28 protein-coding genes are annotated in these 26,859 nt (G+C 42.6%); 26 read left to right on the top strand and 2 right to left on the bottom strand.

Annotation, left to right across the window (positions count from 1 at the left end; all coding sequences use genetic code 11):
• The 16 genes from OCF96_RS01995 to OCF96_RS01920 all read left to right on the top strand — a co-directional run.
• Positions 1-822: YPDG domain-containing protein (locus OCF96_RS01995; protein ID WP_261445642.1), on the top strand; the 822-nt coding region annotated here is incomplete at its 5' end.
• Between the two features lie 175 nt (positions 823-997).
• On the top strand, positions 998-2,128 hold the full coding sequence (gene hemW, locus OCF96_RS01990) for a radical SAM family heme chaperone HemW (protein WP_261445640.1): 1,131 nt from the start codon (positions 998-1,000) through the stop codon (positions 2,126-2,128).
• A 4-nt stretch (positions 2,129-2,132) separates the two neighbouring features.
• Complete coding sequence (locus OCF96_RS01985) at positions 2,133-2,870, top strand: acyl-[acyl-carrier-protein] thioesterase (RefSeq protein ID WP_261445632.1); 738 nt, start codon at positions 2,133-2,135, stop codon at positions 2,868-2,870.
• Between the two features lie 10 nt (positions 2,871-2,880).
• Complete coding sequence (locus tag OCF96_RS01980) at positions 2,881-3,654, top strand: TIGR01457 family HAD-type hydrolase (protein WP_261445629.1); 774 nt, start codon at positions 2,881-2,883, stop codon at positions 3,652-3,654.
• Positions 3,644-4,261 (top strand): TIGR01906 family membrane protein, encoded by a 618-nt coding sequence (locus tag OCF96_RS01975; protein ID WP_261445627.1) that lies wholly within the window; start codon positions 3,644-3,646, stop codon positions 4,259-4,261. Before OCF96_RS01980 ends, OCF96_RS01975 begins: the two co-directional genes overlap by 11 nt.
• A gap of 210 nt (positions 4,262-4,471) precedes the next feature.
• Positions 4,472-4,873: a Spx/MgsR family RNA polymerase-binding regulatory protein gene (locus OCF96_RS01970; RefSeq protein WP_000631254.1), complete on the top strand. Its 402-nt coding sequence runs from the start codon at positions 4,472-4,474 to the stop codon at positions 4,871-4,873.
• Positions 4,873-5,151 (top strand): UPF0223 family protein, encoded by a 279-nt coding sequence (locus OCF96_RS01965; protein ID WP_120718646.1) that lies wholly within the window; start codon positions 4,873-4,875, stop codon positions 5,149-5,151. The genes OCF96_RS01970 and OCF96_RS01965 overlap by 1 nt, the downstream gene beginning before the upstream one ends.
• Positions 5,141-5,914: an inositol monophosphatase family protein gene (locus OCF96_RS01960; protein ID WP_261445621.1), complete on the top strand. Its 774-nt coding sequence runs from the start codon at positions 5,141-5,143 to the stop codon at positions 5,912-5,914. Before OCF96_RS01965 ends, OCF96_RS01960 begins: the two co-directional genes overlap by 11 nt.
• Positions 5,915-7,219, top strand: coding sequence for an RsmF rRNA methyltransferase first C-terminal domain-containing protein (locus tag OCF96_RS01955; RefSeq protein WP_261445619.1), 1,305 nt, complete (start codon positions 5,915-5,917; stop codon positions 7,217-7,219).
• A gap of 221 nt (positions 7,220-7,440) precedes the next feature.
• Entirely contained in the window at positions 7,441-8,319 is an 879-nt protein-coding gene (locus OCF96_RS01950) for a phosphate ABC transporter substrate-binding protein PstS family protein (protein WP_261445616.1), read from the top strand.
• Positions 8,319-9,236, top strand: a complete 918-nt coding sequence (pstC, locus tag OCF96_RS01945; RefSeq protein ID WP_001070903.1) for a phosphate ABC transporter permease subunit PstC — start codon at positions 8,319-8,321, stop codon at positions 9,234-9,236. The genes OCF96_RS01950 and pstC overlap by 1 nt, the downstream gene beginning before the upstream one ends.
• Positions 9,226-10,110: a phosphate ABC transporter permease PstA gene (gene pstA, locus OCF96_RS01940; RefSeq protein ID WP_000543046.1), complete on the top strand. Its 885-nt coding sequence runs from the start codon at positions 9,226-9,228 to the stop codon at positions 10,108-10,110. The genes pstC and pstA overlap by 11 nt, the downstream gene beginning before the upstream one ends.
• A 10-nt stretch (positions 10,111-10,120) precedes the next feature.
• Complete coding sequence (gene pstB, locus OCF96_RS01935) at positions 10,121-10,924, top strand: phosphate ABC transporter ATP-binding protein PstB (protein WP_020900241.1); 804 nt, start codon at positions 10,121-10,123, stop codon at positions 10,922-10,924.
• A 12-nt stretch (positions 10,925-10,936) separates the two neighbouring features.
• On the top strand, positions 10,937-11,695 hold the full coding sequence (gene pstB, locus OCF96_RS01930) for a phosphate ABC transporter ATP-binding protein PstB (RefSeq protein ID WP_000133484.1): 759 nt from the start codon (positions 10,937-10,939) through the stop codon (positions 11,693-11,695).
• A gap of 11 nt (positions 11,696-11,706) precedes the next feature.
• Positions 11,707-12,360 carry a phosphate signaling complex protein PhoU gene (gene phoU / locus OCF96_RS01925; protein ID WP_000946458.1) on the top strand — a complete coding sequence of 218 codons (654 nt, stop codon included), beginning with the start codon at positions 11,707-11,709 and terminating at the stop codon, positions 12,358-12,360.
• A 158-nt stretch (positions 12,361-12,518) separates the two neighbouring features.
• A complete protein-coding gene (locus tag OCF96_RS01920; protein ID WP_261445610.1) occupies positions 12,519-13,334 on the top strand; it encodes an ABC transporter substrate-binding protein in 816 nt (271 codons plus the stop codon).
• A gap of 174 nt (positions 13,335-13,508) precedes the next feature.
• On the opposite strand, the gene OCF96_RS01915 is transcribed toward OCF96_RS01920, so the two are convergent.
• Entirely contained in the window at positions 13,509-14,780 is a 1,272-nt protein-coding gene (locus OCF96_RS01915; protein WP_261445609.1) for an aminotransferase-like domain-containing protein, read from the bottom strand.
• A 141-nt stretch (positions 14,781-14,921) separates the two neighbouring features.
• On the opposite strand from OCF96_RS01915, the gene budA reads away from it, so the two are divergent.
• From budA to alaS, 10 genes are all read left to right on the top strand, one after another.
• Entirely contained in the window at positions 14,922-15,653 is a 732-nt protein-coding gene (budA, locus tag OCF96_RS01910; protein ID WP_261445604.1) for an acetolactate decarboxylase, read from the top strand.
• Positions 15,654-15,662: 9 nt separating this feature from the next.
• The gene (locus OCF96_RS01905) at positions 15,663-16,415 is read left to right on the top strand and encodes a YhfC family intramembrane metalloprotease (RefSeq protein WP_261445602.1); all 753 of its coding nucleotides are present in this window, start codon (positions 15,663-15,665) and stop codon (positions 16,413-16,415) included.
• A gap of 112 nt (positions 16,416-16,527) precedes the next feature.
• Positions 16,528-17,433: a UDP-N-acetylmuramate dehydrogenase gene (murB, locus tag OCF96_RS01900; RefSeq protein ID WP_261445600.1), complete on the top strand. Its 906-nt coding sequence runs from the start codon at positions 16,528-16,530 to the stop codon at positions 17,431-17,433.
• A gap of 159 nt (positions 17,434-17,592) precedes the next feature.
• The gene (locus tag OCF96_RS01895; RefSeq protein ID WP_020903185.1) at positions 17,593-18,750 is read left to right on the top strand and encodes an ABC transporter ATP-binding protein; all 1,158 of its coding nucleotides are present in this window, start codon (positions 17,593-17,595) and stop codon (positions 18,748-18,750) included.
• A complete protein-coding gene (locus OCF96_RS01890) occupies positions 18,731-19,537 on the top strand; it encodes an ABC transporter permease (protein WP_261445598.1) in 807 nt (268 codons plus the stop codon). The genes OCF96_RS01895 and OCF96_RS01890 overlap by 20 nt, the downstream gene beginning before the upstream one ends.
• Positions 19,534-20,307, top strand: a complete 774-nt coding sequence (locus tag OCF96_RS01885; RefSeq protein WP_000712740.1) for an ABC transporter permease — start codon at positions 19,534-19,536, stop codon at positions 20,305-20,307. Before OCF96_RS01890 ends, OCF96_RS01885 begins: the two co-directional genes overlap by 4 nt.
• Positions 20,304-21,374 (top strand): ABC transporter substrate-binding protein, encoded by a 1,071-nt coding sequence (locus tag OCF96_RS01880; RefSeq protein WP_261445597.1) that lies wholly within the window; start codon positions 20,304-20,306, stop codon positions 21,372-21,374. Before OCF96_RS01885 ends, OCF96_RS01880 begins: the two co-directional genes overlap by 4 nt.
• Positions 21,375-21,521: 147 nt before the next feature.
• Positions 21,522-21,773: a hypothetical protein gene (locus OCF96_RS01875; RefSeq protein ID WP_261445596.1), complete on the top strand. Its 252-nt coding sequence runs from the start codon at positions 21,522-21,524 to the stop codon at positions 21,771-21,773.
• 273 nt (positions 21,774-22,046) lie between these two features.
• Positions 22,047-22,532: an LURP-one-related/scramblase family protein gene (locus OCF96_RS01870; RefSeq protein ID WP_261445594.1), complete on the top strand. Its 486-nt coding sequence runs from the start codon at positions 22,047-22,049 to the stop codon at positions 22,530-22,532.
• Between the two features lie 21 nt (positions 22,533-22,553).
• Positions 22,554-25,172, top strand: a complete 2,619-nt coding sequence (gene alaS, locus OCF96_RS01865; protein ID WP_261445592.1) for an alanine--tRNA ligase — start codon at positions 22,554-22,556, stop codon at positions 25,170-25,172.
• A gap of 196 nt (positions 25,173-25,368) precedes the next feature.
• On the opposite strand, the gene OCF96_RS01860 is transcribed toward alaS, so the two are convergent.
• Positions 25,369-26,823 carry an alpha-amylase gene (locus OCF96_RS01860; protein ID WP_261445591.1) on the bottom strand — a complete coding sequence of 485 codons (1,455 nt, stop codon included), beginning with the start codon at positions 26,821-26,823 and terminating at the stop codon, positions 25,369-25,371.
• Between the last annotated feature and the right edge of the window lie 36 nt (positions 26,824-26,859).

Here is a 26,859-nt window from a genome sequence, read left to right as displayed (position 1 = left end):
AAACCAGGAGATAAGATTACAGGTAAAGTTCTTGTACGTTATCCAGATGGCTCAACGGAAGAAATCCCAGTCACTGTGACAGTAGGTGAACAAGATAAAGATATCTACACACCGAAGTATGAAGATGGCAATGGCAAACCAGGAACTAAGGTTGAAATTCCATTAACAGAAGCGAATGGTAAGAAGATTCCAGCTGGTACAACCTTCGAAAGTGATCAACCAGGAGTCATCACAGTAGATAAAGATGGCAAAGTCACAGTAACAATTCCAGAAGGAGCAAAACCAGGAGATAAGATTACAGGTAAAGTTCTTGTACGTTATCCAGATGGCTCAACGGAAGAAATCCCAGTCACTGTAACAGTAGGTGAACAAGATAAAGATATCTACACACCGAAGTATGAAGATGGCCATGGCAACCCAGGTTCTAAGGTTGAAATTCCATTAACAGAAGAATCTGGTAAGAAGATTCCAGCTGGTACAACCTTTGAAAGTGATCAACCAGGAGTCATCACAGTAGATAAAGATGGAAAAGTTACTGTAACTATTCCAGAAGGAGCGAAACCAGGAGATAAGATTACAGGTAAAGTTCTTGTACGTTATCCAGACGGCTCAACGGAAGAAATCCCAGTCACTGTAACGGTTACTTCGAATGCAAATTATGAAGATACTAAGACTACTATGGATAATGGAGCTAAGTCAAATGATTCTCAAAATGTATTGCCAAATACAGGAACAGAATCAAATGCGACTCTTGCATCTCTAGGACTTCTTGGACTATTGAGTGGATTTGGACTTGTAGCTCGCAAGAAAAAAGAAGACTAAAAATTTAGTCAAATGAACATTCATTCTTTTGTATTGTAAAGACAAACTAGATTGGTTCTGGGAATCGTGTTCGTCATAAAATACAAAGAATGATTAGATAAAGAAAGCGAACAATGCTAGGATTTTGTTAAACGGAATTCTAAGTATTGTTCGCTTTTGTGGTATAATAAGTACTATGCAGAAGAAACCAACGTCAGCCTATGTGCACATCCCATTTTGTACCCAGATTTGTTATTATTGTGACTTTTCAAAAGTTTTTATCAAGAATCAGCCGGTAGATAGCTATTTGGAACATCTGTTAGAAGAGTTTCAATCTTATGATATTCAAAAGTTGCGAACTCTCTATATCGGAGGTGGAACACCAACAGCCCTGTCAGCACAGCAACTAGAAGTGCTCTTGAATGGCTTAACTAAAAACTTGGACTTGTCTGTCTTAGAGGAGTTGACCATTGAGGCTAATCCAGGCGACTTGGATGCGGATAAGATAGCTGTGTTGAAGAACTCGGCTGTCAATCGTGTTTCGCTAGGTGTGCAGACCTTTGATGATAAGATGCTGAAAAAGATTGGGCGCAGTCATTTGGAGAAGGATATTTATGAAAATATCGACCGTCTGAAACTGGCTGGTTTTGACAATATCTCCATCGATTTGATTTATGCACTGCCTGGTCAGACCATGGAGCAGGTCAAGGAAAATGTGGCTAAGGCCATTGGACTTGACATTCCTCATATGAGTTTGTATAGCTTGATTTTGGAAAATCATACGGTCTTTATGAACCGTATGCGACGAGGGAAATTGCCTCTGCCTAAGGAGGAACTGGAAGCGGAGATGTTTGAGTACATCATCACTGAGCTTGAGCGAGCAGGCTTTGAGCATTATGAGATTTCTAATTTCTCCAAACCCGGTTTTGAAAGTCGCCACAATCTCATGTACTGGGACAATGCTGAATACTATGGCATTGGTGCTGGGGCCTCTGGCTATGTCAATGGAGTGCGCTATAAAAATCATGGTCCCATTCGTCATTATCTCAGTGCAGTTGAGGAAGGCAATGCTCGTATTACAGAAGAACACCTGAGCCAAAAAGAGCAAATGGAAGAAGAAATGTTCCTGGGCCTTCGCAAGAAATCAGGAGTCTCCATGGCGCGATTTAAGGAAAAATTTGGACGATCTTTCGATGGACTTTATGGAGAAATTGTCAGAGATTTGGTTCAACAAGGTCTCATGCAAATAGAGGGTGACCGAGTTCGCATGACAAAAAGAGGTCTCTTTTTAGGAGACACCGTAGCAGAACGATTTATTTTGGAGTAGGATCATGGGCTTAACTTATCAAATGAAAATGAAAATTCCTTTTGATATGGCTGATATGAACGGTCATATCAAACTTCCAGATGTGATTTTGCTTTCCTTACAAGTTTCAGGGATGCAGTCGATTGAGTTGGGAGTTAGTGATAAGACCATTTTGGAAGACTATAATCTTGTCTGGATTATCACAGACTATGATATTGAGGTGGTTCGTTTGCCTCGTTTTGCGGAAGAAATCACTATCGAGACGGAAGCCCTGAGCTACAATCGACTCTTTTGCTATCGTCGCTTTACCATTTATGATGAATCAGGGCAGGAGCTTATCCATATGATGGCGACCTTTGTTCTCATGGATCGAGATAGTCGAAAAGTCCATGCTGTCGAACCTGAAATTGTGGCTCCGTATCAGTCTGATTTTGATAAAAAACTTATCCGCGGACCAAAGTATGAGCCTTTGGAAGAGGCAGTCAGCAAGGATTACCATGTTCGTTTTTACGACTTGGATATGAATGGCCATGTCAATAACAGTAAATACTTGGACTGGATTTTTGAAGTGATGGGAGCGGATTTTTTGACCCAGTATATTCCCAAGAAAATCAACCTCAAGTATGTCAAGGAAGTTCGACCAGGTGGGGTTATTACATCGGCTGTTGAACGGACTGGACTGGAAAGTAAGCATGAGATTACAAGTGACGGGGCTACTAATGCCCAAGCTATCATCACTTGGCAAGAAATAAAAAAGAATTAGGGAGAAATAGATGAAATATAAAGGCTATTTAATTGATTTAGACGGAACCATTTATAAGGGGAAAGATAGAATCCCAGCGGGGGAGGCTTTTGTCCATGAATTGCAAAAGCAGGACATTCCCTATCTCTTTGTGACCAATAATACAACCCGTACTCCGGAGAGCGTTCAAGAAATGTTGGCTCAGAAATTTAATATCGATACGCCCCTATCGACCGTCTACACAGCGACTTTGGCAACTATCGATTATATGAATGACTTGGGGCTTGAAAAGACGGTATATGTTATTGGAGAAGCAGGGCTCAAGGAAGCCATCAAGGCGGCTGGTTATGTCGAAGACAAGAAAAATCCTGCCTATGTGGTAGTAGGCCTGGACTGGCAAGTTGATTATGAAAAATTTGCGACAGCAACTCTGGCTATCCAAAAGGGAGCTCACTTTATCGGAACCAATCCTGATCTAAACATCCCGACAGAACGCGGTCTTTTGCCAGGTGCTGGTTCACTGATTACGCTGCTTGAAGTAGCAACACGTGTGAAGCCTGTTTATATTGGGAAACCAAATGCCATCATTATGGACAAGGCGGTTGAGCACTTAGGTTTGGAACGTGAAGAGTTAATCATGGTCGGAGACAACTACCTAACTGATATCCGGGCAGGGATTGACAATGGCATTCCAACGCTCTTGGTGACGACAGGTTTTACCAAGGAAGAAGAAGTAGCGGACCTACCAATCGCACCGACTCATGTGGTTTCTAGCCTTGCGGAGTGGGATTTTGATGAAAACTAAATTGACCTTTTGGAGCTCTATGCTCTTTCTCCTCTCACTCTCAATCCTTCTGACCATCTATCTGGCTTGGGTCTTTTATCCTATGGAGATTCAGTGGTTGAACTTAACGAATCGAGTCTATCTAAAACCAGAAACCATTCAATACAACTTTCAGATTTTGATGAATTACCTAACCAATCCTTTTAGTCAGGTCTTGCAGATGCCTGATTTTCGTTCGTCAGCAGCCGGTCTGCACCACTTTGCGGTGGTCAAGAACCTCTTTCACTTGGTGCAGCTAGTTGCTCTAGTGACACTGCCAAGTTTCTATTTCTTTGTCAAAGGGATTGTGAAAAAGGGCTTCTTGTCTCTATTTAGTAAAGGGCTTTTCGTTCTAGTGGTTTTACCTTTACTGATTGGGCTTGGGGGAGTTTTGATTGGTTTTGACCAGTTCTTTACTCTTTTCCATCAAATTCTCTTTGTGGGAGATGATACCTGGCTTTTTGACCCAGCAAAGGATCCAGTGATTCTGATTTTACCAGAGACCTTTTTCCTCCATGCCTTCCTCCTCTTTTTTGCCCTCTATGAAAGCTTCTTTGGCTATCTTTATCTGAAAAGTCGTAGGAAATAATACTAAAGATGTTCTTATTTTGAGTAAATAAGTTAGGTATGTGATTCGAAACTATTGTCAAGAATGAATTAATTAAAATCAAAATCTATCAATCGTTCGCAAACAGTCTATTTTTCTTGAAAAATAGGCTTTTTTTCTAAAAATCTCTAGTCAAGCGCTTTATTTTTGTGTATAATAGAAGTAGCAAAGTATAGATAAGAAGAGAAAAGCATGATTACACTATTTCTATCACCGAGCTGTACTTCATGTCGTAAGGCAAAGGCCTGGTTAGAAAAACATAAGGTGCCCTTTGAGGAACACAATATTATGACCAGTCCTTTAACAAGAAAAGAATTGCAACACATCCTTTCCTTGACCGAAAATGGTACTGATGACATCATTTCAACTCGTTCAAAAATTTTTCAAAAATTAGATATTGATGTAGAAAGTATTTCGGTATCAGAATTGCTTCATTTGATTGAGCAGTATCCTAGTCTTTTGCGTCGTCCAATTATTATCGATGCCAAACGTATGCAGATCGGTTTTAATGAAGATGAGATTCGTGCTTTTCTCCCTCGTAGTTACCGTAAGCAAGAACTAAAAGAAGCAAGAATGAGAGCTGGTATTAGTTAATGAACAAACAGTATAGTTACCCACTAGATTTATCGTGGAGCACTGAAGAACTTGCTTCAGTGCTTTCTTTTTTTAATGATGTTGAAGCTGCCTATGAAGGCAAGGTAGAGGCTAAAAAGTTACTGGAATCCTATAAGGGATTCAAGGCGGTCGTGCCAAGTAAGAGCGAAGAGAAACGTTTGGGACGAGAATTTGAAACAGTGAGTGGCTATTCGCTTTACCGAGCAGTTCAGGCGGCTAAGGAAAAAGGGGAAGGAAAGATTTCTCTTGGAAAGTAAGTTTGAATTTGCTAAAGAGCTAATTAAGAAAGCAGGCCAGTACATCCTTGACCACATGCAGGAAGACTTGTGTGTTGAGACCAAGTCCTCTCCAACAGATTTGGTGACCAGACTGGACAAGGAAGTTCAAGAGCTATTGGTTGGTGAGATTTTATCTCGTTATCCTGAGGATAAAATTTGTGCTGAAGAAGGTTGTCTGCGAGCCTCGGTTCAAGAGGGCAAGGTTTGGGTCATTGATCCAATTGATGGTACCAATAACTTTGTAGCCCAGCAGGAAGATTTTGCTGTTATGATGGCTTATTTTGAAAATGGTCAGGGGCAGTTTGGTCTCATTTATGATGTGGTCAAAGGAGATTGTTATCACGGTGGTGGATCCTTTCCAGTTTGTCTAAACGATAAGCCCCTTGCTCCTTTTAAAGCAAAACCACTTGGAGATTTTCTCATTGCAGGGAATAGTGGCATGCTGGAAACCAACGAATGGGGTTTGGCTGATTTAGCTAGTACAGTCCTCGGTGTTCGTGTCTATGGGAGTGCGGCCATTAGTTTTGCCAAGATTTTGTCAGGGCGTTTGTTGACCTATGTCACCTATCTGCAACCATGGGATTATGCTGCGGCTAGTATTTTAGGGGAAAGTTTGGGCTATCGGGTTGTGACCCTATCTGGTGAAACTCCTAATTTTCAAACCAGACAGCCTGTCATGATGGTGCCTCTTGAGATGCAGGAGGAAATCCAGTCCTATATTTACGAAAGGAAAAAAACTTAAATGCAATTTCCAGAAGGATTTGTTGAAAAATATAAAGAGATACTAGGAGACGAGGCAAGAGATTTTCTTGCCTCTTTTGAGGAGGAAGCGGTTTCGGCCTTTCGGGTCAATCCTTTAAAAGAGGCGCCGGTTTCCTTTCCTGATGCCATCCCTCAAACCCCTTGGGGCCACTATGGAAAGGTTTCAGGGAAATCGCCTGAGCATGCTACAGGGTTGGTTTATTCGCAAGAACCCGCTGCCCAAATGGTGGCTCAGGTAGCCCAGCCCAGTCCTGGTATGAAGGTCTTGGACCTGGCTGCTGCACCGGGTGGCAAATCAACCCAACTAGTAGCCTATTTAGCAGGAGAAGGTCTCCTGGTTTCCAATGAAATTTCAAGCAAACGGGCTAAGATTTTAGTAGAAAACATGGAGCGCTTCGGAGCGACAAATGTCGTGGTGACCAATGAATCTGCTGACCGTTTGGCCAAGGTCTTTAAAGGCTATTTTGACCTAATCGTTCTTGATGCCCCTTGCTCGGGGGAAGGAATGTTTCGTAAGCAACCAGATGCTATGGACTATTGGAGCTTAGATTATCCAAGTCAATGTGCCAGTCTTCAAAGAGGAATTCTGGAAGATGCAGTGACCATGCTAGCTGAAGGTGGTCGTTTGGTTTATTCAACCTGTACCTGGGCACCCGAGGAAAACGAAGAAATCGTCAATTGGTTGCTGAAAGAGTATGATTTTGATTTGCTGCCAGTTGAGCATATCAATGGAATGGTAGCTGGTATTGACCTGCCAGAAACGGCTCGGATGTACCCTCATCATTTTAAGGGAGAGGGTCAGTTTGTAGCCCATCTACAGTTTAAGGGTGATAATCCAGCACCTAAATGTAAGGCAAGTAAGAGTAATCTCAGCCGAGAACAAGTTACCTTGTGGCAGGAATTTGCCCAAAAACACTTGAAGGTCAATCTAAGGGGGATTTTGCAGACTTTTGGGGATCAACTCTATCTTTTGCCAGAACTCTTGCCAGATTTAGGGAAACTCAAGATTGCTCGCAATGGACTGCATCTGGGAACCTTCAAGAAGAAACGCTTTGAGCCTAGTTTTGCTCTTGGTCTAGCCTTGAAACCAAGTCAGGTCAAACAGTCGGTTGAAATTGACCAAGAAGAGTTTGTAAAGTATGCGGCTGGAGAAACCGTTCAGCTATCGGAAAGTCTGCCAAATGGTTGGTACCAAGTTTTGGTTCAAGGCAATGGTTTGGGCTTTGCCAAGGTGACTGGAAATGTTTTGAAAAATTATTTTCCAAAAGGCCTCAGATTCAAGTGAAAATGCTAGTCAAAGTAGCTTGTCTATGTTATAGTGGAAGTATGGATTTTTTCAAATTGTCTTTTATTTTAAGTCAAAATTTGTTGAGAAGGCAACTGAGCAAATTTCTAGTAAAACTAAGCTAGCAACTTCGGTTGGTTCCCAATTTTAAAAAAGAAAAACATAAATAAATAGTTGAAAAAATTCACAGCATTCACCATTATTTTCAAGGAGAAAAAACAGTGAAAAAAAGGAAAAAACTCGCTCTATCCCTTGCGGCTCTTTTGCTAGCAGGTTCTTTGGCGGGATGTGCTAGCTGGATTGATCGTGGGGAATCCATGACAGCTGTTGGCTCAACGGCTCTTCAGCCCTTGGTCGAAGCATCAGCAGATGAATTTGGCTCTATGCACATTGGAAAAACAGTTAACGTCCAAGGTGGAGGATCTGGTACAGGTCTGTCTCAGGTTCAGTCTGGAGCCGTTGACGTAGGAAATTCAGACGTATTTGCCGAGGAAAAAGACGGTATCAACGCATCCGCTCTAGTGGATCATAAGGTAGCCGTAGCGGGCTTGGCAGTGATTGTAAACAAGGAAGTTGACGTTGAAAATCTGACAACAGAACAACTCCGTAGCATCTTCACAGGTCAAGTAACCAACTGGAAAGAAGTCGGCGGGAAAGACCTAGCCATTTCTATTATTAACCGTGCAGCAAGTTCTGGTTCACGTGCAACCTTTGATAGTGTTATCATGGATGGTCAGTCTGCTGTGCAGAGTCAAGAACAGGATTCAAATGGGATGGTCAAAAACATTGTTTCCCAGACACCAGGAGCCATTTCTTACCTAGCCTTTGCCTATGTGGATGACTCGGTGAAACGCATGAAGTTGAATGGCTATGAGCCGATTGCAGAAAATGTTACAAGCAATAACTGGCCTTTGTGGTCTTATGAACACATGTACACCTTAGGACAACCAAACGAATTGGTGGCAGAATTCCTCAACTTTGTCCTCTCAGATGAAGCGCAAAGCGGAATTGTTAAGGGAATGGGCTATATTTCTGTCAAGGAAATGAAGGTTGAAAAAGATGCTGTAGGAACGGTGACAGCACTAGAAGGGAGTCAATAATGAATCAAGAAGAATTAGCTAAAAAATTACTTTCTCCCTCAAAGAACTCTCGTCTAGAGAAATTAGGAAAAGGCTTGACCTTTGCCTGTCTATCTTTGATTGTCATCATTGTGGCCATGATTTTGATTTTCGTAGCCCAAAAAGGTTTGTCGACCTTCTTTGTCAATGGAGTTAATATCTTTGATTTCCTCTTTGGCCAAACTTGGAATCCTTCAGGTAAACAATTTGGTGCCCTTCCTATGATTTTGGGTTCCTTTATTGTCACAATCCTATCAGCCCTTATCGCAACTCCTTTTGCCATTGGTGCGGCAGTCTTTATGACTGAAGTCTCACCAAAAGGTGCTAGAATCTTGCAACCAGCCATTGAATTGCTAGTCGGAATTCCTTCAGTCGTGTATGGATTTATCGGTTTGCAGGTCGTAGTTCCTTTTGTCCGTAGTGTCTTTGGTGGAACTGGTTTTGGAATTTTGTCAGGGATTTTCGTTCTCTTTGTCATGATTTTACCGACGGTAACCTTTATGACAACTGATAGCTTGCGTGCTGTGCCTCGTCACTACCGCGAAGCTAGTTTGGCTATGGGAGCCACTCGCTGGCAAACCATCTGGCGCGTGACCTTGAAAGCTGCGCGTTCAGGGATTTTCACAGCAGTGGTCTTTGGGATGGCGCGTGCCTTTGGTGAGGCCTTGGCCATTCAGATGGTGGTCGGAAACTCAGCTGTTGTTCCAACTTCACTAACAACACCTGCTGCGACCTTGACTTCTGTCTTGACCATGGGTATCGGAAATACCGTTATGGGAACCGTTGACAATAACGTTCTCTGGTCACTGGCCCTAGTCTTACTCTTGATGAGTTTGGCTTTCAACAGTGTGATTAAATTGATTACGAAAGAAAGAGGAAAGAAAAACTATGCACGCTAAGAAATTAGATAAAATTGCAACAGCTGTCCTCTACTCGATTGCAGGGATTATTGTGGCCATCTTGGCATCCTTGATTCTCTATATCTTGGTTCGTGGTTTGCCCCACATCTCTTGGTCTTTCTTGACTGGCAAATCATCTTCCTACCAAGCAGGCGGAGGGATTGGAATTCAGCTTTATAATTCCTTCTTCCTCTTAGTTATTACCTTGATTATCTCTGTGCCCTTGTCTATGGGAGCTGGGATTTTCCTAGCTGAATACGCCAAAAAAGGTCCTGTGACCAACTTTGTCAGAACTTGTATTGAAATCTTGTCTTCACTCCCATCAGTGGTTGTGGGTCTCTTTGGTTACTTGATCTTTGTAGTTCAGTTTGAGTATGGATTTTCAATCATTTCAGGTGCCTTGGCCTTGACAGTCTTTAACTTGCCTCAGATGACTCGAAATGTTGAGGACAGTTTGAAACACGTTCACCATACGCAGCGTGAGGCTGGTTTGGCCCTTGGGATTTCTCGTTGGGAGACAGTTGTCCATGTGGTCATTCCAGAAGCCCTACCAGGTATTGTGACGGGGGTTGTCTTGGCCTCTGGTCGTATCTTTGGTGAGGCGGCTGCTTTGATCTATACAGCAGGACAATCTGCTCCAGCCCTTGACTGGTCTAACTGGAATATTCTCAGTGTGACCAGCCCAATCTCTATCTTCCGTCAAGCAGAAACCTTGGCTGTCCACATCTGGAAAGTCAATAGTGAAGGTACTATTCCTGATGGAACCATCGTGTCAGCAGGTTCTGCGGCCGTGCTCCTCATCTTTATTCTCATCTTTAACTTTGGAGCTCGTAAACTCGGAAGTTACCTACATAAGAAATTAACCGCTGCCTAAAGGAGAAGCCATGTCAAAATATAATTGGGATGAAAAGCATATCATCACCTTTCCTGAAGAGAAAGTGGCCCTCTCTACTAAGGATTTACATGTTTACTACGGTAAAAAAGAATCCATCAAGGGCATCGATATGCAATTTGAAAAAAATAAAATTACGGCCTTAATTGGCCCTTCTGGTTCAGGTAAATCAACCTACCTCCGCAGTCTAAATCGTATGAATGATACCATTGATATTGCCAAGGTAACAGGTCAAATCCTCTATCAAGGGATTGATGTTAACCGTCCAGAAATCAACGTTTATGAAATGCGCAAGCACATCGGAATGGTCTTCCAACGCCCAAATCCCTTTGCCAAGTCTATCTACCGCAACATCACTTTTGCTCATGAACGTGCAGGGGTTAAGGACAAGCAAGTCTTGGATGAAATTGTGGAAACCTCTCTTCGTCAGGCTGCCCTTTGGGACCAGGTCAAAGACGATTTGCACAAGTCAGCCTTGACCCTATCAGGTGGTCAGCAGCAACGTCTTTGTATTGCTCGTGCTATCTCTGTTAAACCAGATATCCTCTTGATGGATGAGCCAGCGTCTGCCTTGGATCCGATTGCGACAGCCCAGCTGGAAGAAACTATGTTGGAACTGAAGAAGGACTTTACTATCATCATCGTGACCCACAGTATGCAGCAGGCTGCGCGTGCTAGTGACTACACAGGCTTTTTCTACTTGGGTGACTTGATTGAGTACGATAAGACCTCTAATATTTTCCAAAATGCCAAACTACAGTCAACCAATGACTACGTAACAGGACACTTTGGATAGAAAGGAAACAGTATGACAGAAGCGATTTTACAGGTGTCAGACCTGTCCGTTTACTACAATCAAAAAAAGGCCTTGAATAGTGTTTCCCTATCTTTCCAACCTAAGGAAATTACAGCCTTAATCGGTCCATCTGGATCAGGGAAATCAACCCTCCTAAAGGCTATCAACCGCATGGGGGATCTCAATCCAGAGGTGACCACAACTGGTTCGGTGGTTTACAACGGTCACAATATTTATAGCCCGCGTACAGATACAGTTGAATTGCGTAAAGAAATCGGTATGGTTTTCCAACAGCCCAACCCCTTCCCTATGTCTATCTACGAAAATGTTGTTTACGGGCTTCGTATCAATGGAGTTAAGGACAAACAGGTTCTGGACGAGGCAGTAGAAAAAGCCTTGCAGCGTGCTTCTATCTGGGATGAGGTCAAGGATCGCCTACATGATTCAGCTATCGGGCTTTCAGGCGGACAACAGCAACGTGTCTGTGTTGCCCGTGTCTTGGCAACTAGTCCTAAAATCATTCTCTTGGATGAACCGACTTCAGCCTTGGACCCTATCTCAGCTGGTAAGATTGAAGAAACCTTGTATGGTCTAAAAGATAAATACACCATGCTCTTGGTTACGCGTTCTATGCAACAAGCCTCTCGTATCTCTGACAAGACAGGATTTTTCCTAGATGGAGATTTGATTGAGTTTAACGATACCAAGAAGATGTTCCTAAACCCACAACACAAGGAAACAGAAGATTATATTTCAGGAAAATTTGGATAAGGAGATAAATGATGTTACGTTCTCAATTTGAAGAAGATTTAGAGAAATTGCACAACCAGTTCTATGCCATGGGACAAGAAGTGCTATCCCAAATCAATCGTACAGTGCGTGCCTTTGTCACGCATGACCGTGATTTGGCCAAAGAAGTCATCGAAGACGATGCAGAAGTAAACGAATACGAAGTGAAATTGGAGAAGAAATCATTTGAAATGATTGCCCTCCAACAACCGGTTTCTCAGGACTTGCGTACAGTTCTAACAGTCTTGAAGGCTGTATCTGACTTGGAACGTATGGGTGACCATGCCGTTTCCATTGCCAAAGCGGCAATTCGTATGAAGGGTGAGCAACGTATCCCAGCTGTTGAAGAAGAAATCAAGAGAATGGGGCGCGATGTCAAGAACTTTGTCGAAGCAGCCCTTGAACTCTATCTCAATGGTTCAGTAGACCAGGCCTATGAAGTAGCAGCTATGGATGAAAAAATCAACCATTACTTTGATAGCATTCGTGACTTGGCTACGGAAGAAATCAAGAAAAATCCAGATGCCATCGTTACGGGTCGTGATTACTTCCAAGTGATTGCCTTCTTGGAACGTATTGGAGACTATGCAAAAAATATCTGTGAATGGGTTGTTTACTTTGAAACAGGTAAGATTGTCGAACTATAAAATAGGTTCATTCTGTATAAAAAGGAGCTTGAAATCAACTGGAAGCTCCTTTTCTTGAATGAAAAAAATATTTTTAAGATAAAAATTCAAAAAAACACTTGACAAGTATCTTGAATAGCGTTATAATTATACAAAATTAACAGAGAGGTTGTTTATTTATGAAATCAAAAAAATGGATATTTGTTTTATGTAGCTTTCTTGCAAGTTTCTTCTTAGTGGCTTGCCAGTCGGGTTCTAATGGTTCTCAGTCAGCTGTTGAGGCCATTAAGCAAAAGGGGAAATTAGTTGTGGCGACTAGTCCTGACTATGCACCTTTTGAATTCCAATCCTTAGTTGACGGAAAAAACCAGGTAGTCGGTGCGGATATTGATATGGCCCAAGCTATCGCTGATGAACTTGGGGTGAAGTTGGAAATTTCAAGCATGAGTTTTGACAATGTTTTGACCAGTCTTCAAACAGGTAAGGCTGATCTAGCGGTTGCGGGAATTAGCGCTACTGACGAAAGAAAAGAAGTCTTTGATTTTTCAATCCCTTACTATGAAAACAAGATTAGTTTCTTGGTTCGTAAGGCTGATGTAGAAAAATACAAGGATTTAACTAGTCTAGAAAGTGCCAATATTGCAGCACAAAAAGGGACTGTTCCAGAATCTATGGTCAAGGAACAATTGCCAAAAGCTCAATTAACTTCCCTAACCAATATGGGTGAAGCAGTCAATGAATTGCAGGCTGGAAAAGTAGATGCTGTTCACATGGATGAGCCTGTTGCCCTTAGCTATGCTGCTAAAAATGCAGACCTAGCTGTTGCAACTGTCAGCTTGAAGATGAAGGACGGCGAAGCCAATGCAGTTGCCCTTAGAAAAAATAGTACTGATTTGAAAGAAGTGGTGGACAAGGTTATCCAAAAACTCAAGGATGACGGTACCTACCAAAGCTATCTTGAAAAAGCGGCAAGTCTAACTGAAGTTGAAGAATAATACTCAATGAAAATCAAAGAGCAAACTAGGAAGCTAGCCGCAGGTTGCTCAAAGCAGTGCTTTGAGGTTGTAGATAAGACTGACGAAGTCAGTTACATATATCTACGGTAAGGCGACGCTGACGTGGTTTGAATTTGATTTTCGAAGAGTATAAGAAAAAAGCAGAGTTGGAAGTCAATCCAATTCTGCTTTTAAATAGTTTAAAACATTTTCCAGGTTTTCTAAGGACACCTTGGCAAATTGATAAGGGCAGGCATCCAAGTAAGCCTTCTCAAAGAAGTCCAATTTCAGCTGACTGTGTTTGAGACTAGCAATTTTAGGATACTGTCTGAGGTCTAGCAATAAACCATCATGAAGCGGAAAGTGAGGAAGGGGACAAGGTGTTTTAGCTAGTCTTTCCTCAATCTGTTTTTGGTAAGCTTCCTGATTGGATAAGCGAGCTAGCCGGTTTTTCTCAAACAGTTGACTATCAATATAAAGTGACAGGGCCTTTTGCATGATAAGGTTGCTATCGTAATCTAGGATATTTTTGTAGGCGACAAAGGCTTCTTTGATAGCATTTGGAAGGATGAGTGCCGTTATCCGCAGGGCTGGAAAGAGGCTGGTTGAGAAGGATTTGATATAAATGACGCGCTCCTCTGTATCTAGATAGTGGAAGGTCTGGCCCTTCTTGGAGTCTAAATCACCTAGATAGTCGTCCTCTACGATATAGACACCATACTTGGCAGCTAAGTCAAGAATAGCCCGTTTGTCCTGCTCTGAATAGGAATGCCCCAGAGGATAGTGAAAACGAGGAATGGTGTAGAAAAACTTAATTTTTCCTGTTTTGAAGTGACCTTCCAGCTCCTCCAAGTCAATCCCATCAATGCCTCGTTCAATCGTTTGATAGTCTAATCCTTGAGCAATCAAGAGACGATTCATCCGATGGTAGGTCGGCTGTTCCACCAAGATTTCCTTGGCTTGGCTAGGAAAGGAAATTTGAGAGAGGATAAAAAGAGCTTGCTGGGTTCCAGAAGTCAGTACTAGTTGGTCAGCCTTGCAGTAGAGAGCTTGGTCAAAGAGAAGTTTATGAATAGACTGTCTTAGGTCTTCTAAACCTTCTTGGTTGTCATAGTAGTTAAAAAGGTAGTTTTCTCGTCCAATCAAGGTTTCATTGACACAGAGTCGGAAATCGTCATAGGCACTGGCATGTTCGTCCGTAACCTCGATTTCTAGGTCTTGGTGTTGCCCTTGTTCTAAGACATAGTAGCCACTCTGGGGCTTGGCATAGAGGTATTGTTCGTGTCGTAATTCCAGCAGGGCTCGTTGAATGGTATCTTTGCTACAGTGGAAGTCAAGGCTCAGTTGACGGATAGAAGGCAGGCGGCTACCCGTTGGAAAGCGTCCAGACTCGATACTGTTTTTCAGATAGGAAACAACCTCTTGGTACTTGCTTTGTTTCTTCATTCCATACCTCCCTTGATTTTGTTACATTGTACCTTTTTTTTTCCTTCTTGGCAATGTCTATAGTGTTTCTCTCGTTCACATCTAGGGGCAAATGTGGTATACTTAGGAGTAAGATTTATAGAATAACAGACAAGAAAGTGAATGGATAAGAACGTGCAGGAACCAGTGAAATTATTTCAATACAATACCCTTGGAGCCTTGATGGCTGGCCTTTATGGTGGGACCATGACAGTAGGAGAATTGCTAGAGCATGGTGACCTTGGTTTGGGAACCTTGGATTCTATTGATGGGGAATTGATTGTCTTAGATGGCAAGGCTTATCAGGCAAAAGGGTCTGGAGACAAGCCAGAGATTGTGGAAGTGTCACCAGATGCCCTTATTCCTTACGCAGCAGTAGTACCGCATCAGGCAGAGGTTATTTTCCGCCAGAGATTTGAGATGACAGATAAGGAATTGGAAGAGCGAATTGAGTCTTATTATGATGGGGAAAATCTTTTCCGCTCTATCAAGATTCGTGGGGAATTTTCGCATATGCATGTGCGCATGATTCCCAAGTCGACACCAGATACCAAGTTTGCTGATGTCGCAACCCATCAACCGGAATATAGTCGTGACAATGTGGCGGGAACTATCGTTGGTTTCTGGACTCCTGAGATTTTCCATGGGGTCAGTGTGGCAGGCTACCATCTGCACTTCATATCAGATGACTTGACCTTCGGTGGGCATGTCATGGACTTTGTCATCAAGGAAGGCATTATCGAGGTGGGAGCAGTTGACCAGTTGGATCAACGTTTCCCAGTCCAAGACCGTCAATACTTGTTTGCTAAGTTCAATGTTGACGAGATGAAAAAAGATATTGAAAAGGCAGAATAGGAGAAGAAAATGACCATTCATATCATTATTACCATGGTGCTGTTGCTAGCTTTCTTGATAGGGAGCATTTGGTATGCCAAAAAGAAATACCAGATTAATTTAGCTGTCTTGGGCTTGGGGGCTGTTGCCTTCTTTGTCTCTTCGCAGATTTTAGAAAAACTAGTGCATATCTTGGTTTTGCATCCTCAAAAAGACGGCAGTATTGCCCTCTTGCAGGATCATCCACTTGTCTATATCATCTATGGCCTAGCCATGGCAGCCTTTTTTGAGGAAACAGCTCGTCTTGTTTTTTTCAAATGGTTGGAGAAAAAGAGAAATTTGGAAAAGGCAGACGCCTTGGCCTATGGACTGGGGCATGGTGGCTTGGAATTGATTTTCCTAGGCCTTACCAGTTTGATTAATCTCTATATCGTGCTTTCGGCAGTTCAAACTCAGAATCCACAGGTTATGCAATTGCTGTCTGAAAATATGTTAAAAACCATTCAGTCACTTTCTGTCTGGCAGATTTATTTGCTTGGTTTTGAGCGAATTTTGGCTCTAGGTTTCCAATTGCTTTTGACTGTTTGGGTTTACCAAGCTGTTCGCCAGAAGAAATGGATTTATCTCCTAGCGGCCTATGGACTACATGCCTTCTTTGACCTGGCACCATCTCTAGCCCAAGTTGGCTGGCTGACAAGTCCAGTCTTAGTCGAAGTCATTCTACTAGTTGAACTGATCCTAGTTGCCTATGGAACAAAGGCAATCTTTTGTAAAAAATCATAAGAAAAGGGGGGAAACCTCTTTTTTGTTTAAAATAAGCCCAAGGTCTTTTTAGGGTCGTCAAATGGTCATAAAAATGGTATAATGGAATGAATTTTGTAAAAGGAAGAGTACCATGTCAGTAAGAGAAAAAATACTTGAAATTTTAGAAGGAATTGATATCCGTTTTAAAGAACCCTTGCATAGCTATAGTTATACAAAAGTAGGTGGAGAGGCTGATTATCTGGTCTTTCCACGAAATCGTTTTGAGTTGGCTCGCCTTGTTAAATTTGCTAATCAAGAAAAGATCCCTTGGATGGTGCTTGGAAATGCCAGCAACATCATCGTTCGTGATGGTGGAATTCGTGGATTTGTCATCTTATGTGACAAGCTTAATAACGTTTCCGTTGATGGCTATACCATTGAAGCAGAAGCTGGTGCCAACTTGATTGAAACAACTCGCATTGCCCTTCGTCATAGTTTGACTGGCTTTGAGTTTGCTTGTGGCATTCCAGGAAGTGTTGGTGGTGCTGTCTTTATGAATGCGGGCGCTTATGGTGGCGAGATTTCCCATATCTTACAGTCTTGTAAGGTCTTGACCAAGGATGGAGAAATCGAGACTCTGTCTGCCAAGGACCTGGCTTTTGGTTACCGCCACTCAGTCATTCAAGAGTCTGGTGCAATTGTCTTGTCAGCTAAATTTGCCCTTGCTCCAGGAAACCATCAGGTTATCAAGCAAGAAATGGACCGCTTGACGCATCTACGTGAACTCAAGCAACCTTTAGAATATCCATCTTGTGGTTCGGTCTTTAAGCGTCCAGTCGGGCATTTTGCAGGTCAATTAATTTCAGAAGCTGGCTTGAAAGGCTATCGTATCGGTGGTGTTGAAGTGTCTGAAAAGCACGCAGGATTTATGATCAATGTTGCTGACGGAACGGCTAAAGACTACGAGGACTTGATTGAGTCTGTGATTGAAAAAGTCAAGGAACACTCTGGCGTCACTCTTGAGAGAGAAGTCCGTATTTTAGGTGAAAGCAAGTAGGAAGCGGTATTTGAAAAGCTGCTACTATGTCATGGAAAGGGGGTGAAAGCCTATCGTTAGTGCAGAAGAATGTAGGCAGTTCAATCTCCTACACGAGGTAGTAGCGGCCTGACAGAGCCTTGATCTGTTAATCTATGAAAAAGAAGGAATAAATGACAATTGAAAAAACCAATTATTGAATTCAAAAACGTCTCTAAAGTTTTTGAAGACAGCAACACCAAGGTTCTCAAAGACATCAACTTTGAGTTGGAAGAAGGGAAATTCTATACCCTTCTAGGCGCATCAGGTTCAGGAAAATCAACCATCCTAAACATCATTGCAGGTTTACTGGATGCGACGACAGGAGATATTTTACTGGACGGTGTCCGCATCAATGACATCCCAACCAACAAGCGAGATGTCCATACGGTCTTCCAATCCTATGCCTTGTTCCCACATATGAATGTGTTTGAAAATGTTGCTTTTCCACTTCGCTTGCGTAAAATTGACAAGAAAGAAATTGAGCAACGCGTTACTGAAGTTCTCAAGATGGTTCAGTTGGAAGGTTATGAAAAACGTTCCATCCGCAAACTTTCTGGAGGACAACGTCAGCGTGTGGCCATTGCCCGTGCTATCATCAACCAACCCCGTGTGGTTTTGTTGGATGAGCCCTTGTCAGCGCTGGACTTGAAATTGCGAACAGACATGCAGTATGAACTGCGTGAACTGCAACAACGATTGGGCATTACCTTTGTCTTTGTCACTCACGATCAGGAAGAAGCTCTTGCCATGAGTGACTGGATTTTCGTCATGAATGATGGCGAGATTGTCCAGTCTGGAACACCTGTGGACATCTACGATGAGCCGATCAATCACTTTGTTGCCACCTTTATCGGTGAGTCAAATATCTTGCCAGGTACCATGATTGAGGACTACTTGGTTGAGTTTAACGGCAAACGATTTGAAGCGGTCGATGGTGGGATGAAGCCAAATGAACCAGTCGAAGTCGTGATTCGTCCAGAGGACTTGCGTATTACCCTTCCTGAAGAAGGCAAGCTACAAGTTAAGGTTGATACTCAGCTCTTCCGTGGGGTGCACTATGAAATTATCGCTTATGACGAACTTGGAAATGAATGGATGATCCACTCGACTCGTAAGGCCATCGTGGGTGAGGAAATCGGTCTGGACTTTGAACCAGAAGACATCCACATCATGCGTCTCAACGAAACTGAAGAAGAGTTTGATGCTCGTATCGAAGAATACGTGGAAATCGAAGAGCAAGAAGCAGGTCTAATCAATGCAATCGAGGAGGAAAGAGATGAAGAAAACAAGCTCTAAACTCTTTGTAGTGCCCTACATGCTTTGGATTGCCCTCTTTGTCTTTGCACCCTTGGTATTGATTTTCGGTCAATCCTTTTTCAACATTGAAGGCCAGTTCAGTTTAGAAAATTATAAGTCCTACTTTGCGTCACAAAACTTGACTTATCTCAAAATGAGTTTTAACTCAGTGCTTTATGCAGGTATTGTGACCTTTGTGACCCTGCTCATCAGCTATCCGACAGCCCTCTTCTTAACCCGTCTCAAGCACCGTCAACTCTGGCTCATGCTGATTATCCTGCCGACTTGGATCAATTTGCTCCTCAAGGCCTATGCTTTTATCGGGATTTTTGGTCAAAATGGCTCTATCAACCAATTTTTGGAATTTATCGGAATCGGTTCGCAACAGTTACTCTTTACCGATTTCTCCTTTATCTTTGTCGCAAGTTATATCGAGCTTCCCTTTATGATTTTGCCCATTTTCAATGTCTTGGACGATATGGATAACAATCTTATCAATGCCAGCTATGACTTGGGTGCGACCAAGTGGGAGACCTTCCGTCATGTCATCTTCCCTCTGTCTATGAATGGTGTGAGAAGTGGGGTTCAATCCGTCTTTATCCCTAGCTTAAGTCTCTTCATGCTGACACGCTTGATTGGTGGGAACCGTGTTATCACCTTGGGGACAGCCATTGAGCAGAACTTCCTGACCAATGACAACTACGGTATGGGTTCTACCATCGGTGTAATTCTCATCCTGACCATGTTCATCACCATGTGGGTGACCAAGGAAAGGAGAGAACGATGAAAAAATTTGCCAACCTTTATCTGGGACTGGTCTTTCTTGTCCTCTACCTGCCGATTTTTTACTTGATTGGCTACGCCTTTAATGCAGGCAACGACATGAACAGCTTTACAGGCTTTAGCTTGAGCCATTTTAAAACCATGTTTGGCGATGGTCGCCTTATGTTGATTGTGACTCAGACCTTTTTCTTGGCCTTTCTGTCAGCCTTGATTGCGACCATTATCGGGACTTTCGGTGCCATTTACATTTACCAGTCTCGTAAGAAATACCAAGAAGCCTTTCTATCACTCAATAATATCCTCATGGTTGCGCCTGATGTTATGATTGGTGCGAGCTTCTTGATTCTTTTTACTCAACTCAAGTTTTCGCTTGGCTTTTTGACCGTTCTATCTAGTCATGTGGCCTTTTCCATCCCTATCGTGGTCTTGATGGTCTTGCCTCGACTCAAGGAAATGAATGGGGACATGATTCATGCGGCCTATGACTTGGGAGCCAGTCAATTTCAGATGTTCAAGGAAATCATGCTTCCTTACCTGACTCCATCTATCATTGCAGGTTATTTCATGGCCTTCACCTATTCGCTAGATGACTTTGCTGTGACCTTCTTTGTAACGGGAAATGGCTTTTCAACGCTGTCAGTCGAGATTTACTCTCGTGCTCGCAAGGGGATTTCGCTAGAAATCAATGCCCTGTCTGCCCTCGTCTTTCTCTTTAGTATTATCCTAGTTGTTGGTTATTACTTTATCTCACGTGAGAAGGAGGAGCAAGCATGAAAAAACTCTATTCATTTTTAGCAGGAATTGCAGCCATTATCCTGGTCTTGTGGGGAATTGCGACGCATCTAGATAGTAAAATCAATAGCCGAGATAGTCAAAAATTGGTTATCTACAACTGGGGAGACTATATCGATCCAGAACTCTTGACTCAGTTTACAGAAGAGACAGGAATCCAAGTCCAGTATGAGACCTTTGACTCCAACGAAGCCATGTATACAAAGATTAAGCAGGGTGGAACGACCTATGATATTGCCATTCCTAGTGAATACATGATTAACAAGATGAAGGACGAAGATCTCTTGGTTCCGCTTGACTATTCAAAACTTGAAGGTCTTGAAAATATCGGACCAGAGTTTCTCAACCAGTCCTTTGACCCAGGCAATAAATTCTCCATTCCTTACTTCTGGGGAACCTTGGGAATTGTCTACAATGAAACCATGGTAGAGGAAGCGCCTGAGCATTGGGATGACCTCTGGAAGCCAGAGTATAAGAACTCTATCATGCTCTTTGATGGGGCGCGTGAGGTGCTGGGACTCGGACTAAATTCCCTCGGCTACAGCCTCAACTCCAAGGATACCCAGCAGTTGGAAGAGACAGTTGATAAGCTCTACAAACTGACTCCAAATATCAAGGCTATTGTGGCGGATGAGATGAAGGGCTACATGATCCAGAACAACGCTGCTATCGGTGTGACCTTCTCTGGTGAAGCCAGCCAAATGCTAGAAAAAAACGAAAATCTACGCTATGTGGTACCGACAGAAGCCAGCAACCTTTGGTTTGATAATATGGTCATTCCCAAAACAGTCAAAAACCAAGATGCCGCCTATGCCTTTATCAACTTTATGTTGAAACCTGAAAATGCTCTTAAAAATGCAGAGTATGTCGGTTATTCAACACCAAACCTACCAGCTAAGGAATTGCTCCCAGAGGAGAAAAAAGAAGACAAAGCCTTCTATCCAGATGCTGAAACCATGAAACACCTAGAAGTTTATGAGAAATTTGATCATAAATGGACAGGAAAATATAGCGACCTTTTCCTACAATTTAAAATGTATCGGAAGTAGGAGAACGTAAGAAAACGAATCAGTCAAGCTGGTTCGTTTTTTTATGTAAAAGTCGATTTTTGTAACTGTATGTTTTTCTATGATAGTTGCTTATTTGCTTACCTAGTAGTATACTAAGCTTAACCTTACAGAAAGCGGTAACAAACAATGAAAGTGTCTACTTTTTTCAAAAAAAGTTTCTGGCCAACCTTTTTGACTGTTCAGCAAACATATATACTATTTTATCTAAAGGATGGTTTGGATCGACAATACCTAACAACTGAGTCTATATATTTGGTGATAGGAAACTTTATATTTGCAAATATTTGCGTAGCTATCTTTAACAATTCAAAACTTTTGGATAAAAGTTGGGATAAAAAGAGTGATAGCAGTAAGAAAAAATATATTCTGAAAAAGTAATCTGAGATGTAGGTAATGGGTTATTTAAATAGGAATCATTCCCAGTTGACGCAGACTTAAAAAAACGATATAATAATAAAGTTGAGAATTGATTTTCAATCATCTTAGTCCAGAGAAATGGCGGTGCTGCGAGCCATCTAAGCGAGGAAGTCATGCTACTCAATTTAACAATTGCATAAGAACAAGAGAATGACAAGTTCATTGAATGAAGGTGGTACCGCGGTTTTTCGCCCTTCGTGATATGAGCTTGTCTTTTGATTTTTGGAGGTGTTGATGAAAACATTTCTTGTCAAACAAAAATTTCGTCTTGGAGGCGAACGCTTCGCTATCAAGGATGACAGGGGAGAAATCGCCTATCAGGTGGAGGGATCATTTTTTAAGATTCCTAAAACTTTTACTATTTATGACGCTAATGGAGAACAGGTCAGTCAGATTAGTAAAGAAATCTTGACCTTGCTTCCTCGTTTTGAGATTCAGCTTAGGGATGGCTCGAGTTTTGTCATTCGTAAGAAGTTGACCTTCTGGCGAGATAAGTATGAGTTTGATAATCTGGGTCTTCGTATCGAGGGCAATATCTGGGATTTGAATTTCAAATTGCTGGATGATCGTGATCAGATGATTGCAGAAATTAAGAAGGAACTCTTCCATCTGACCTCTACCTATACCGTAACGGTTCAGGAGGACGCTTATGCAGACCTAGTCATTTCCCTCTGTGTCGCGATTGACTATGTGGAAATGCTGGAAAGCCAATCACATTAAACAAGTAAATAAGGAGACAACATGAAACAACTATCTAGTGCACAAGTACGCCAAATGTGGCTTGATTTCTGGGCGACCAAAGGTCACTCTGTAGAACCATCAGTGAGCTTGGTTCCTGTAAATGACCCAACTCTTTTGTGGATCAACTCTGGGGTAGCAACCCTTAAGAAATACTTTGACGGAACTATTATCCCTGAAAATCCACGTATTACTAATGCGCAAAAGGCTATCCGTACCAACGATATCGAAAACGTAGGGAAAACTGCTCGTCACCATACCATGTTTGAAATGTTGGGGAACTTCTCTATCGGGGATTACTTCCGTGACGAAGCGATTACTTGGGCTTATGAGCTTTTGACAAGCCCAGAATGGTTTGACTTTCCAGCTGAGAAACTTTACATGACCTACTATCCAGATGATAAAGATTCATACAACCGTTGGATTGAAGTAGGAGTGGATCCCAGTCACTTGATTCCAATAGAGGACAACTTCTGGGAAATCGGTGCGGGGCCTTCTGGACCTGATACAGAGATTTTCTTTGATCGTGGAGAAGCTTTTGACCCAGAAAATATTGGTATTCGTCTTCTTGCAGAAGATATTGAGAACGACCGCTATATCGAAATCTGGAACATCGTTTTGTCACAATTTAACGCAGACCCTGCTGTTCCTCGTAGCGAATACAAGGAATTGCCACACAAGAACATTGATACGGGCGCTGGTTTGGAGCGTTTGGTGGCAGTTATCCAAGGGGCTAAGACAAACTTTGAAACAGACCTCTTCATGCCAATCATTCGTGAAGTGGAGAAATTGTCTGGTAAGGTCTATGATCAAGATGGTGATAACATGAGCTTCAAGGTCATCGCAGACCACATCCGTTCATTGTCATTTGCCATCGGTGATGGTGCCCTTCCAGGAAATGAGGGTCGTGGTTATGTCCTTCGCCGTCTTCTCCGCCGTGCCTCTATGCATGGTCAAAAATTGGGAATCAACGAGCCTTTCCTTTACAAATTGGTTCCAACTGTTGGTAAAATCATGGAAAGCTACTACCCAGAAGTGCTTGAAAAACGTGACTTTATCGAAAAAATCGTTAAGAGCGAAGAAGAATCATTTGCTCGTACCCTTCACTCAGGTCAACACTTTGCCCAAGGTATTGTAGCAGACTTGAAAGAAAAAGGTCAAACGGTTATCGCTGGTTCAGATGTATTCAAACTCTATGACACTTATGGATTCCCAGTTGAATTGACTGAAGAAATCGCTGAAGAAGCTGGTATGAGTGTGGACCGTGAAGGCTTTGAAGCAGCCATGAAAGAACAGCAAGAGCGAGCGCGTGCCTCAGCTGTCAAGGGTGGCTCAATGGGTATGCAAAATGAAACCCTTCAAAACATCACTGTAGAAAGTGTCTTCAACTACAATGCTAGCCAATTGTCTTCTAAATTGGTGGCTATCGTGGCTGACAATGCAGAAGTAGAAGCTGTATCAGAAGGAACTGCCTCTCTTATCTTTGCGGAAACGCCATTCTATGCTGAAATGGGTGGACAGGTCGCTGACCACGGACAAATCTTGGATGAGTCAGGTAAGGTTGTGGCTACTGTGACCAATGTTCAAAAAGCACCAAACGGACAAGCTCTTCATACAGTTGAAGTCCTTGCACCACTTGCTTTGAACCAAGAATACACTTTGGCAATTGATACAAATCGTCGTCACCGTGTTATGAAAAACCACACTGCGACTCACTTGCTTCACGCTACCCTTCACAATATCCTTGGAAACCACGCAACACAAGCAGGATCTCTTAATGAAGTCGAATTCCTTCGCTTTGACTTTACCCATTTCCAAGCAGTAACTGCAGAAGAATTGCGTGCGATTGAACAGCAAGTCAACGAAAAAATCTGGGAAGCTCTTGAAGTGAAGACAGTTGAAACGGATATTGATACTGCTAAAGAAATGGGAGCTATGGCCCTCTTTGGTGAGAAATACGGTAAGGAAGTCCGTGTTGTTACTATCGGTGACTACTCTATCGAGCTTTGTGGTGGTACCCACGTTGGCAACACTTCTGAGATTGGTCTCTTCAAGATTGTCAAAGAAGAAGGTATCGGATCAGGAACTCGTCGTATCTTGGCAGTGACTGGTAAGGAAGCCTTTGAAGCCTACCGTGAACAAGAAGACGCTCTTAAAGCTGTCGCAGCAACCTTGAAAGCACCTCAAGTCAAGGAAGTCCCTCACAAGGTAGAAGGACTACAAGAACAACTTCGTCAACTTCAAAAAGAAAATGCTGAGTTGAAAGAAAAAGCCGCAGCTGCAGCTGCAGGCGACATCTTCAAGGATGTTAAGGAAGTCAACGGTCACCGTTATATCGCTAGCCAAGTATCTGTATCAGATGCTGGTGCCCTTCGTACTTTTGCAGATAACTGGAAACAAAAAGACTACTCTGATCTTCTTGTCCTAGTTGCCGCTATCGGTGACAAAGTCAATGTCCTTGTAGCAAGCAAAACAAAAGACCTTCATGCAGGAAACCTTGTCAAAGAATTGGCACCAATCGTCGATGGACGTGGTGGTGGTAAACCAGACATGGCCATGGCAGGAGGAAGCAATCAAGCTAAGATCCAAGAATTGTTGGATGCAGTAGCAGGTAAATTGTAATCAAGTAATACTCTTCGAAAATCAAATTCAAACAATGTCAGCTTCACCTTGCCGTACTCAAGTACAGCCTGCGGCTAGCTTCCTAGTTTGCTCTTTGATTTTCATTGAGTATAAAGATCTATCCATTTGGGTAGGTCTTTTTTGTGAATAGAAAAAAGCCCAATCCGATTGGATCTGGCTTAATAATCATTGGCAATTAGATTGTATTGGCTGCCCAGACACTTACCGAAGCAGCTGAGACTGGGAATTGTCCATAACCTTCCTCATCAATTGTAACTTGACCTTGGTGTTTTTCAAGTAAATCTACAAAGGTTTGGTTAGCCCATTCTTGGCCGACAAACATTGACTTGCTGTTTTCTTGGTCATTTGAAATCAAGACTGCGATTGGAGATTGATTTTCAGCACCTGAACGTACCCAACCGATGCAGTTAGGATCATCAAAGTAGTCATTTTGTTCTCCATAGGCCAAATCTTTTCGGATGGTTAGGAGGCGGTCAAGGACTTCTTTGAAATCTTGTTGAGCATACTGCCCTGAAATTCCATAGTAGTCTCCGTAAAAGACACATGGAAGGCCGTCTTGGCGTAATAGAATGAGGGCATAGGCTGCTGGTTTGAACCATTCTTCAACGGTAGACTCAAGAGCTTGTCCTCGTTGGGTATCGTGGTTGTCGACAAAGGTTACAGCCTTATCAGGCTTGAGTTCAACCAAGCTATCTGTGAAAATACCACGAAGGTCATAGTTTGCGCCAGCTTGACTAGCTTCAAAGAGATTCTGGTGGAGACGAACATCGACAAGGTCAAAGCGTTCTTCCGTTTTTTCAAGATAGTCCAGATTGGCTTCCTTGTCTGGATTCCAAAATTCACCAAAAACATAGAAATCCTCACCGTATTTTTCCTTCATATCGCGGATAAAATTGCTCATGAAGAAAGAGTCAATGTGCTTAACGGCATCCAAACGGAAACCAGCAATACCAGTCGTCTCCATGAACCAGTCAGCCCAGTCATAGATATTTTGGATGACTTCAGGATGCTTAAAGTCTAGGTCGGCATACATGAGGTAGTCATAGTTACCGTTTTCATTATCGACCAATTCCTCATTTGCCCAACCCTTGTTGTCCCCTTGAATCAGATAAATCCCAGACTTACGGCGTTTTGCATCGTAGTCTGTACCTGTGAAGTGGTACCAGTGCCAGTGGAAGTCATTGTAGGTATCTTGGCGACCATCGAAGGTAAAGCTAGTCCAGCCATTGATGGTGAAGGGTTCCCCAAGTTCAACTGTACGGTCTACAGGATCCACTTCAATAACCTGAAAGGCTTCCATGTGATCAGCAGCAGCCTTGTGGTTGAGAACTACATCGGCCATAGGTTGAATTCCCTGTGCTTTTAGAGCTTGAATGGCTTGAAGATAGTCTTCTTTAAAACCATACTTGGTGCGGACAGTTCCTTTTTGATTAAACTCTCCTAAGTCGAATAAGTCATAGACCCCATAGCCGACATCTTTTTCATTGGTAGCCTTGAAAGCTGGTGGCATCCAGACATGACTGATACCGAGATCAGCTAGGTGTGGAGCATCTTCAGCCAGACGCGTCCAGTGCTGACCGTCGTGGGGCAGATACCATTCAAAGTATTGCATGAGTGTTTGATTTTGCATGATGTTTCCTCTTACTTGTCAATCTTGTTCTTTATT

It is taken from the genome of Streptococcus mitis (assembly GCF_946190065.1).
Classification (GTDB): Bacteria; Bacillota; Bacilli; order Lactobacillales; family Streptococcaceae; genus Streptococcus; species Streptococcus mitis_DE.
Note: the sequence above shows the minus strand (reverse complement) of the source record. Positions and strands in the feature narration are given on the sequence as shown.

Excerpts from the sequence above, each read along its gene's own strand:
- hemW (WP_261445640.1), top strand. The coding sequence starts at position 998 with ATGCAGAAGAAACCAACGTCAGCCTATGTGCACATCCCATTTTGTACC.
- OCF96_RS01985 (WP_261445632.1), top strand. The coding sequence starts at position 2,133 with ATGGGCTTAACTTATCAAATGAAAATGAAAATTCCTTTTGATATGGCT.
- OCF96_RS01980 (WP_261445629.1), top strand. The coding sequence starts at position 2,881 with ATGAAATATAAAGGCTATTTAATTGATTTAGACGGAACCATTTATAAG.
- OCF96_RS01975 (WP_261445627.1), top strand. The coding sequence starts at position 3,644 with ATGAAAACTAAATTGACCTTTTGGAGCTCTATGCTCTTTCTCCTCTCA.
- OCF96_RS01970 (WP_000631254.1), top strand. The coding sequence starts at position 4,472 with ATGATTACACTATTTCTATCACCGAGCTGTACTTCATGTCGTAAGGCA.
- OCF96_RS01965 (WP_120718646.1), top strand. The coding sequence starts at position 4,873 with ATGAACAAACAGTATAGTTACCCACTAGATTTATCGTGGAGCACTGAA.
- OCF96_RS01955 (WP_261445619.1), top strand. The coding sequence starts at position 5,915 with ATGCAATTTCCAGAAGGATTTGTTGAAAAATATAAAGAGATACTAGGA.
- pstC (WP_001070903.1), top strand. The coding sequence starts at position 8,319 with ATGAATCAAGAAGAATTAGCTAAAAAATTACTTTCTCCCTCAAAGAAC.
- pstA (WP_000543046.1), top strand. The coding sequence starts at position 9,226 with ATGCACGCTAAGAAATTAGATAAAATTGCAACAGCTGTCCTCTACTCG.
- pstB (WP_020900241.1), top strand. The coding sequence starts at position 10,121 with ATGTCAAAATATAATTGGGATGAAAAGCATATCATCACCTTTCCTGAA.
- pstB (WP_000133484.1), top strand. The coding sequence starts at position 10,937 with ATGACAGAAGCGATTTTACAGGTGTCAGACCTGTCCGTTTACTACAAT.
- phoU (WP_000946458.1), top strand. The coding sequence starts at position 11,707 with ATGTTACGTTCTCAATTTGAAGAAGATTTAGAGAAATTGCACAACCAG.
- OCF96_RS01920 (WP_261445610.1), top strand. The coding sequence starts at position 12,519 with ATGAAATCAAAAAAATGGATATTTGTTTTATGTAGCTTTCTTGCAAGT.
- OCF96_RS01915 (WP_261445609.1), bottom strand. The coding sequence starts at position 14,780 with ATGAAGAAACAAAGCAAGTACCAAGAGGTTGTTTCCTATCTGAAAAAC.
- budA (WP_261445604.1), top strand. The coding sequence starts at position 14,922 with ATGGATAAGAACGTGCAGGAACCAGTGAAATTATTTCAATACAATACC.
- OCF96_RS01905 (WP_261445602.1), top strand. The coding sequence starts at position 15,663 with ATGACCATTCATATCATTATTACCATGGTGCTGTTGCTAGCTTTCTTG.
- murB (WP_261445600.1), top strand. The coding sequence starts at position 16,528 with ATGTCAGTAAGAGAAAAAATACTTGAAATTTTAGAAGGAATTGATATC.
- OCF96_RS01890 (WP_261445598.1), top strand. The coding sequence starts at position 18,731 with ATGAAGAAAACAAGCTCTAAACTCTTTGTAGTGCCCTACATGCTTTGG.
- OCF96_RS01885 (WP_000712740.1), top strand. The coding sequence starts at position 19,534 with ATGAAAAAATTTGCCAACCTTTATCTGGGACTGGTCTTTCTTGTCCTC.
- OCF96_RS01880 (WP_261445597.1), top strand. The coding sequence starts at position 20,304 with ATGAAAAAACTCTATTCATTTTTAGCAGGAATTGCAGCCATTATCCTG.
- OCF96_RS01875 (WP_261445596.1), top strand. The coding sequence starts at position 21,522 with ATGAAAGTGTCTACTTTTTTCAAAAAAAGTTTCTGGCCAACCTTTTTG.
- OCF96_RS01870 (WP_261445594.1), top strand. The coding sequence starts at position 22,047 with ATGAAAACATTTCTTGTCAAACAAAAATTTCGTCTTGGAGGCGAACGC.
- alaS (WP_261445592.1), top strand. The coding sequence starts at position 22,554 with ATGAAACAACTATCTAGTGCACAAGTACGCCAAATGTGGCTTGATTTC.
- OCF96_RS01860 (WP_261445591.1), bottom strand. The coding sequence starts at position 26,823 with ATGCAAAATCAAACACTCATGCAATACTTTGAATGGTATCTGCCCCAC.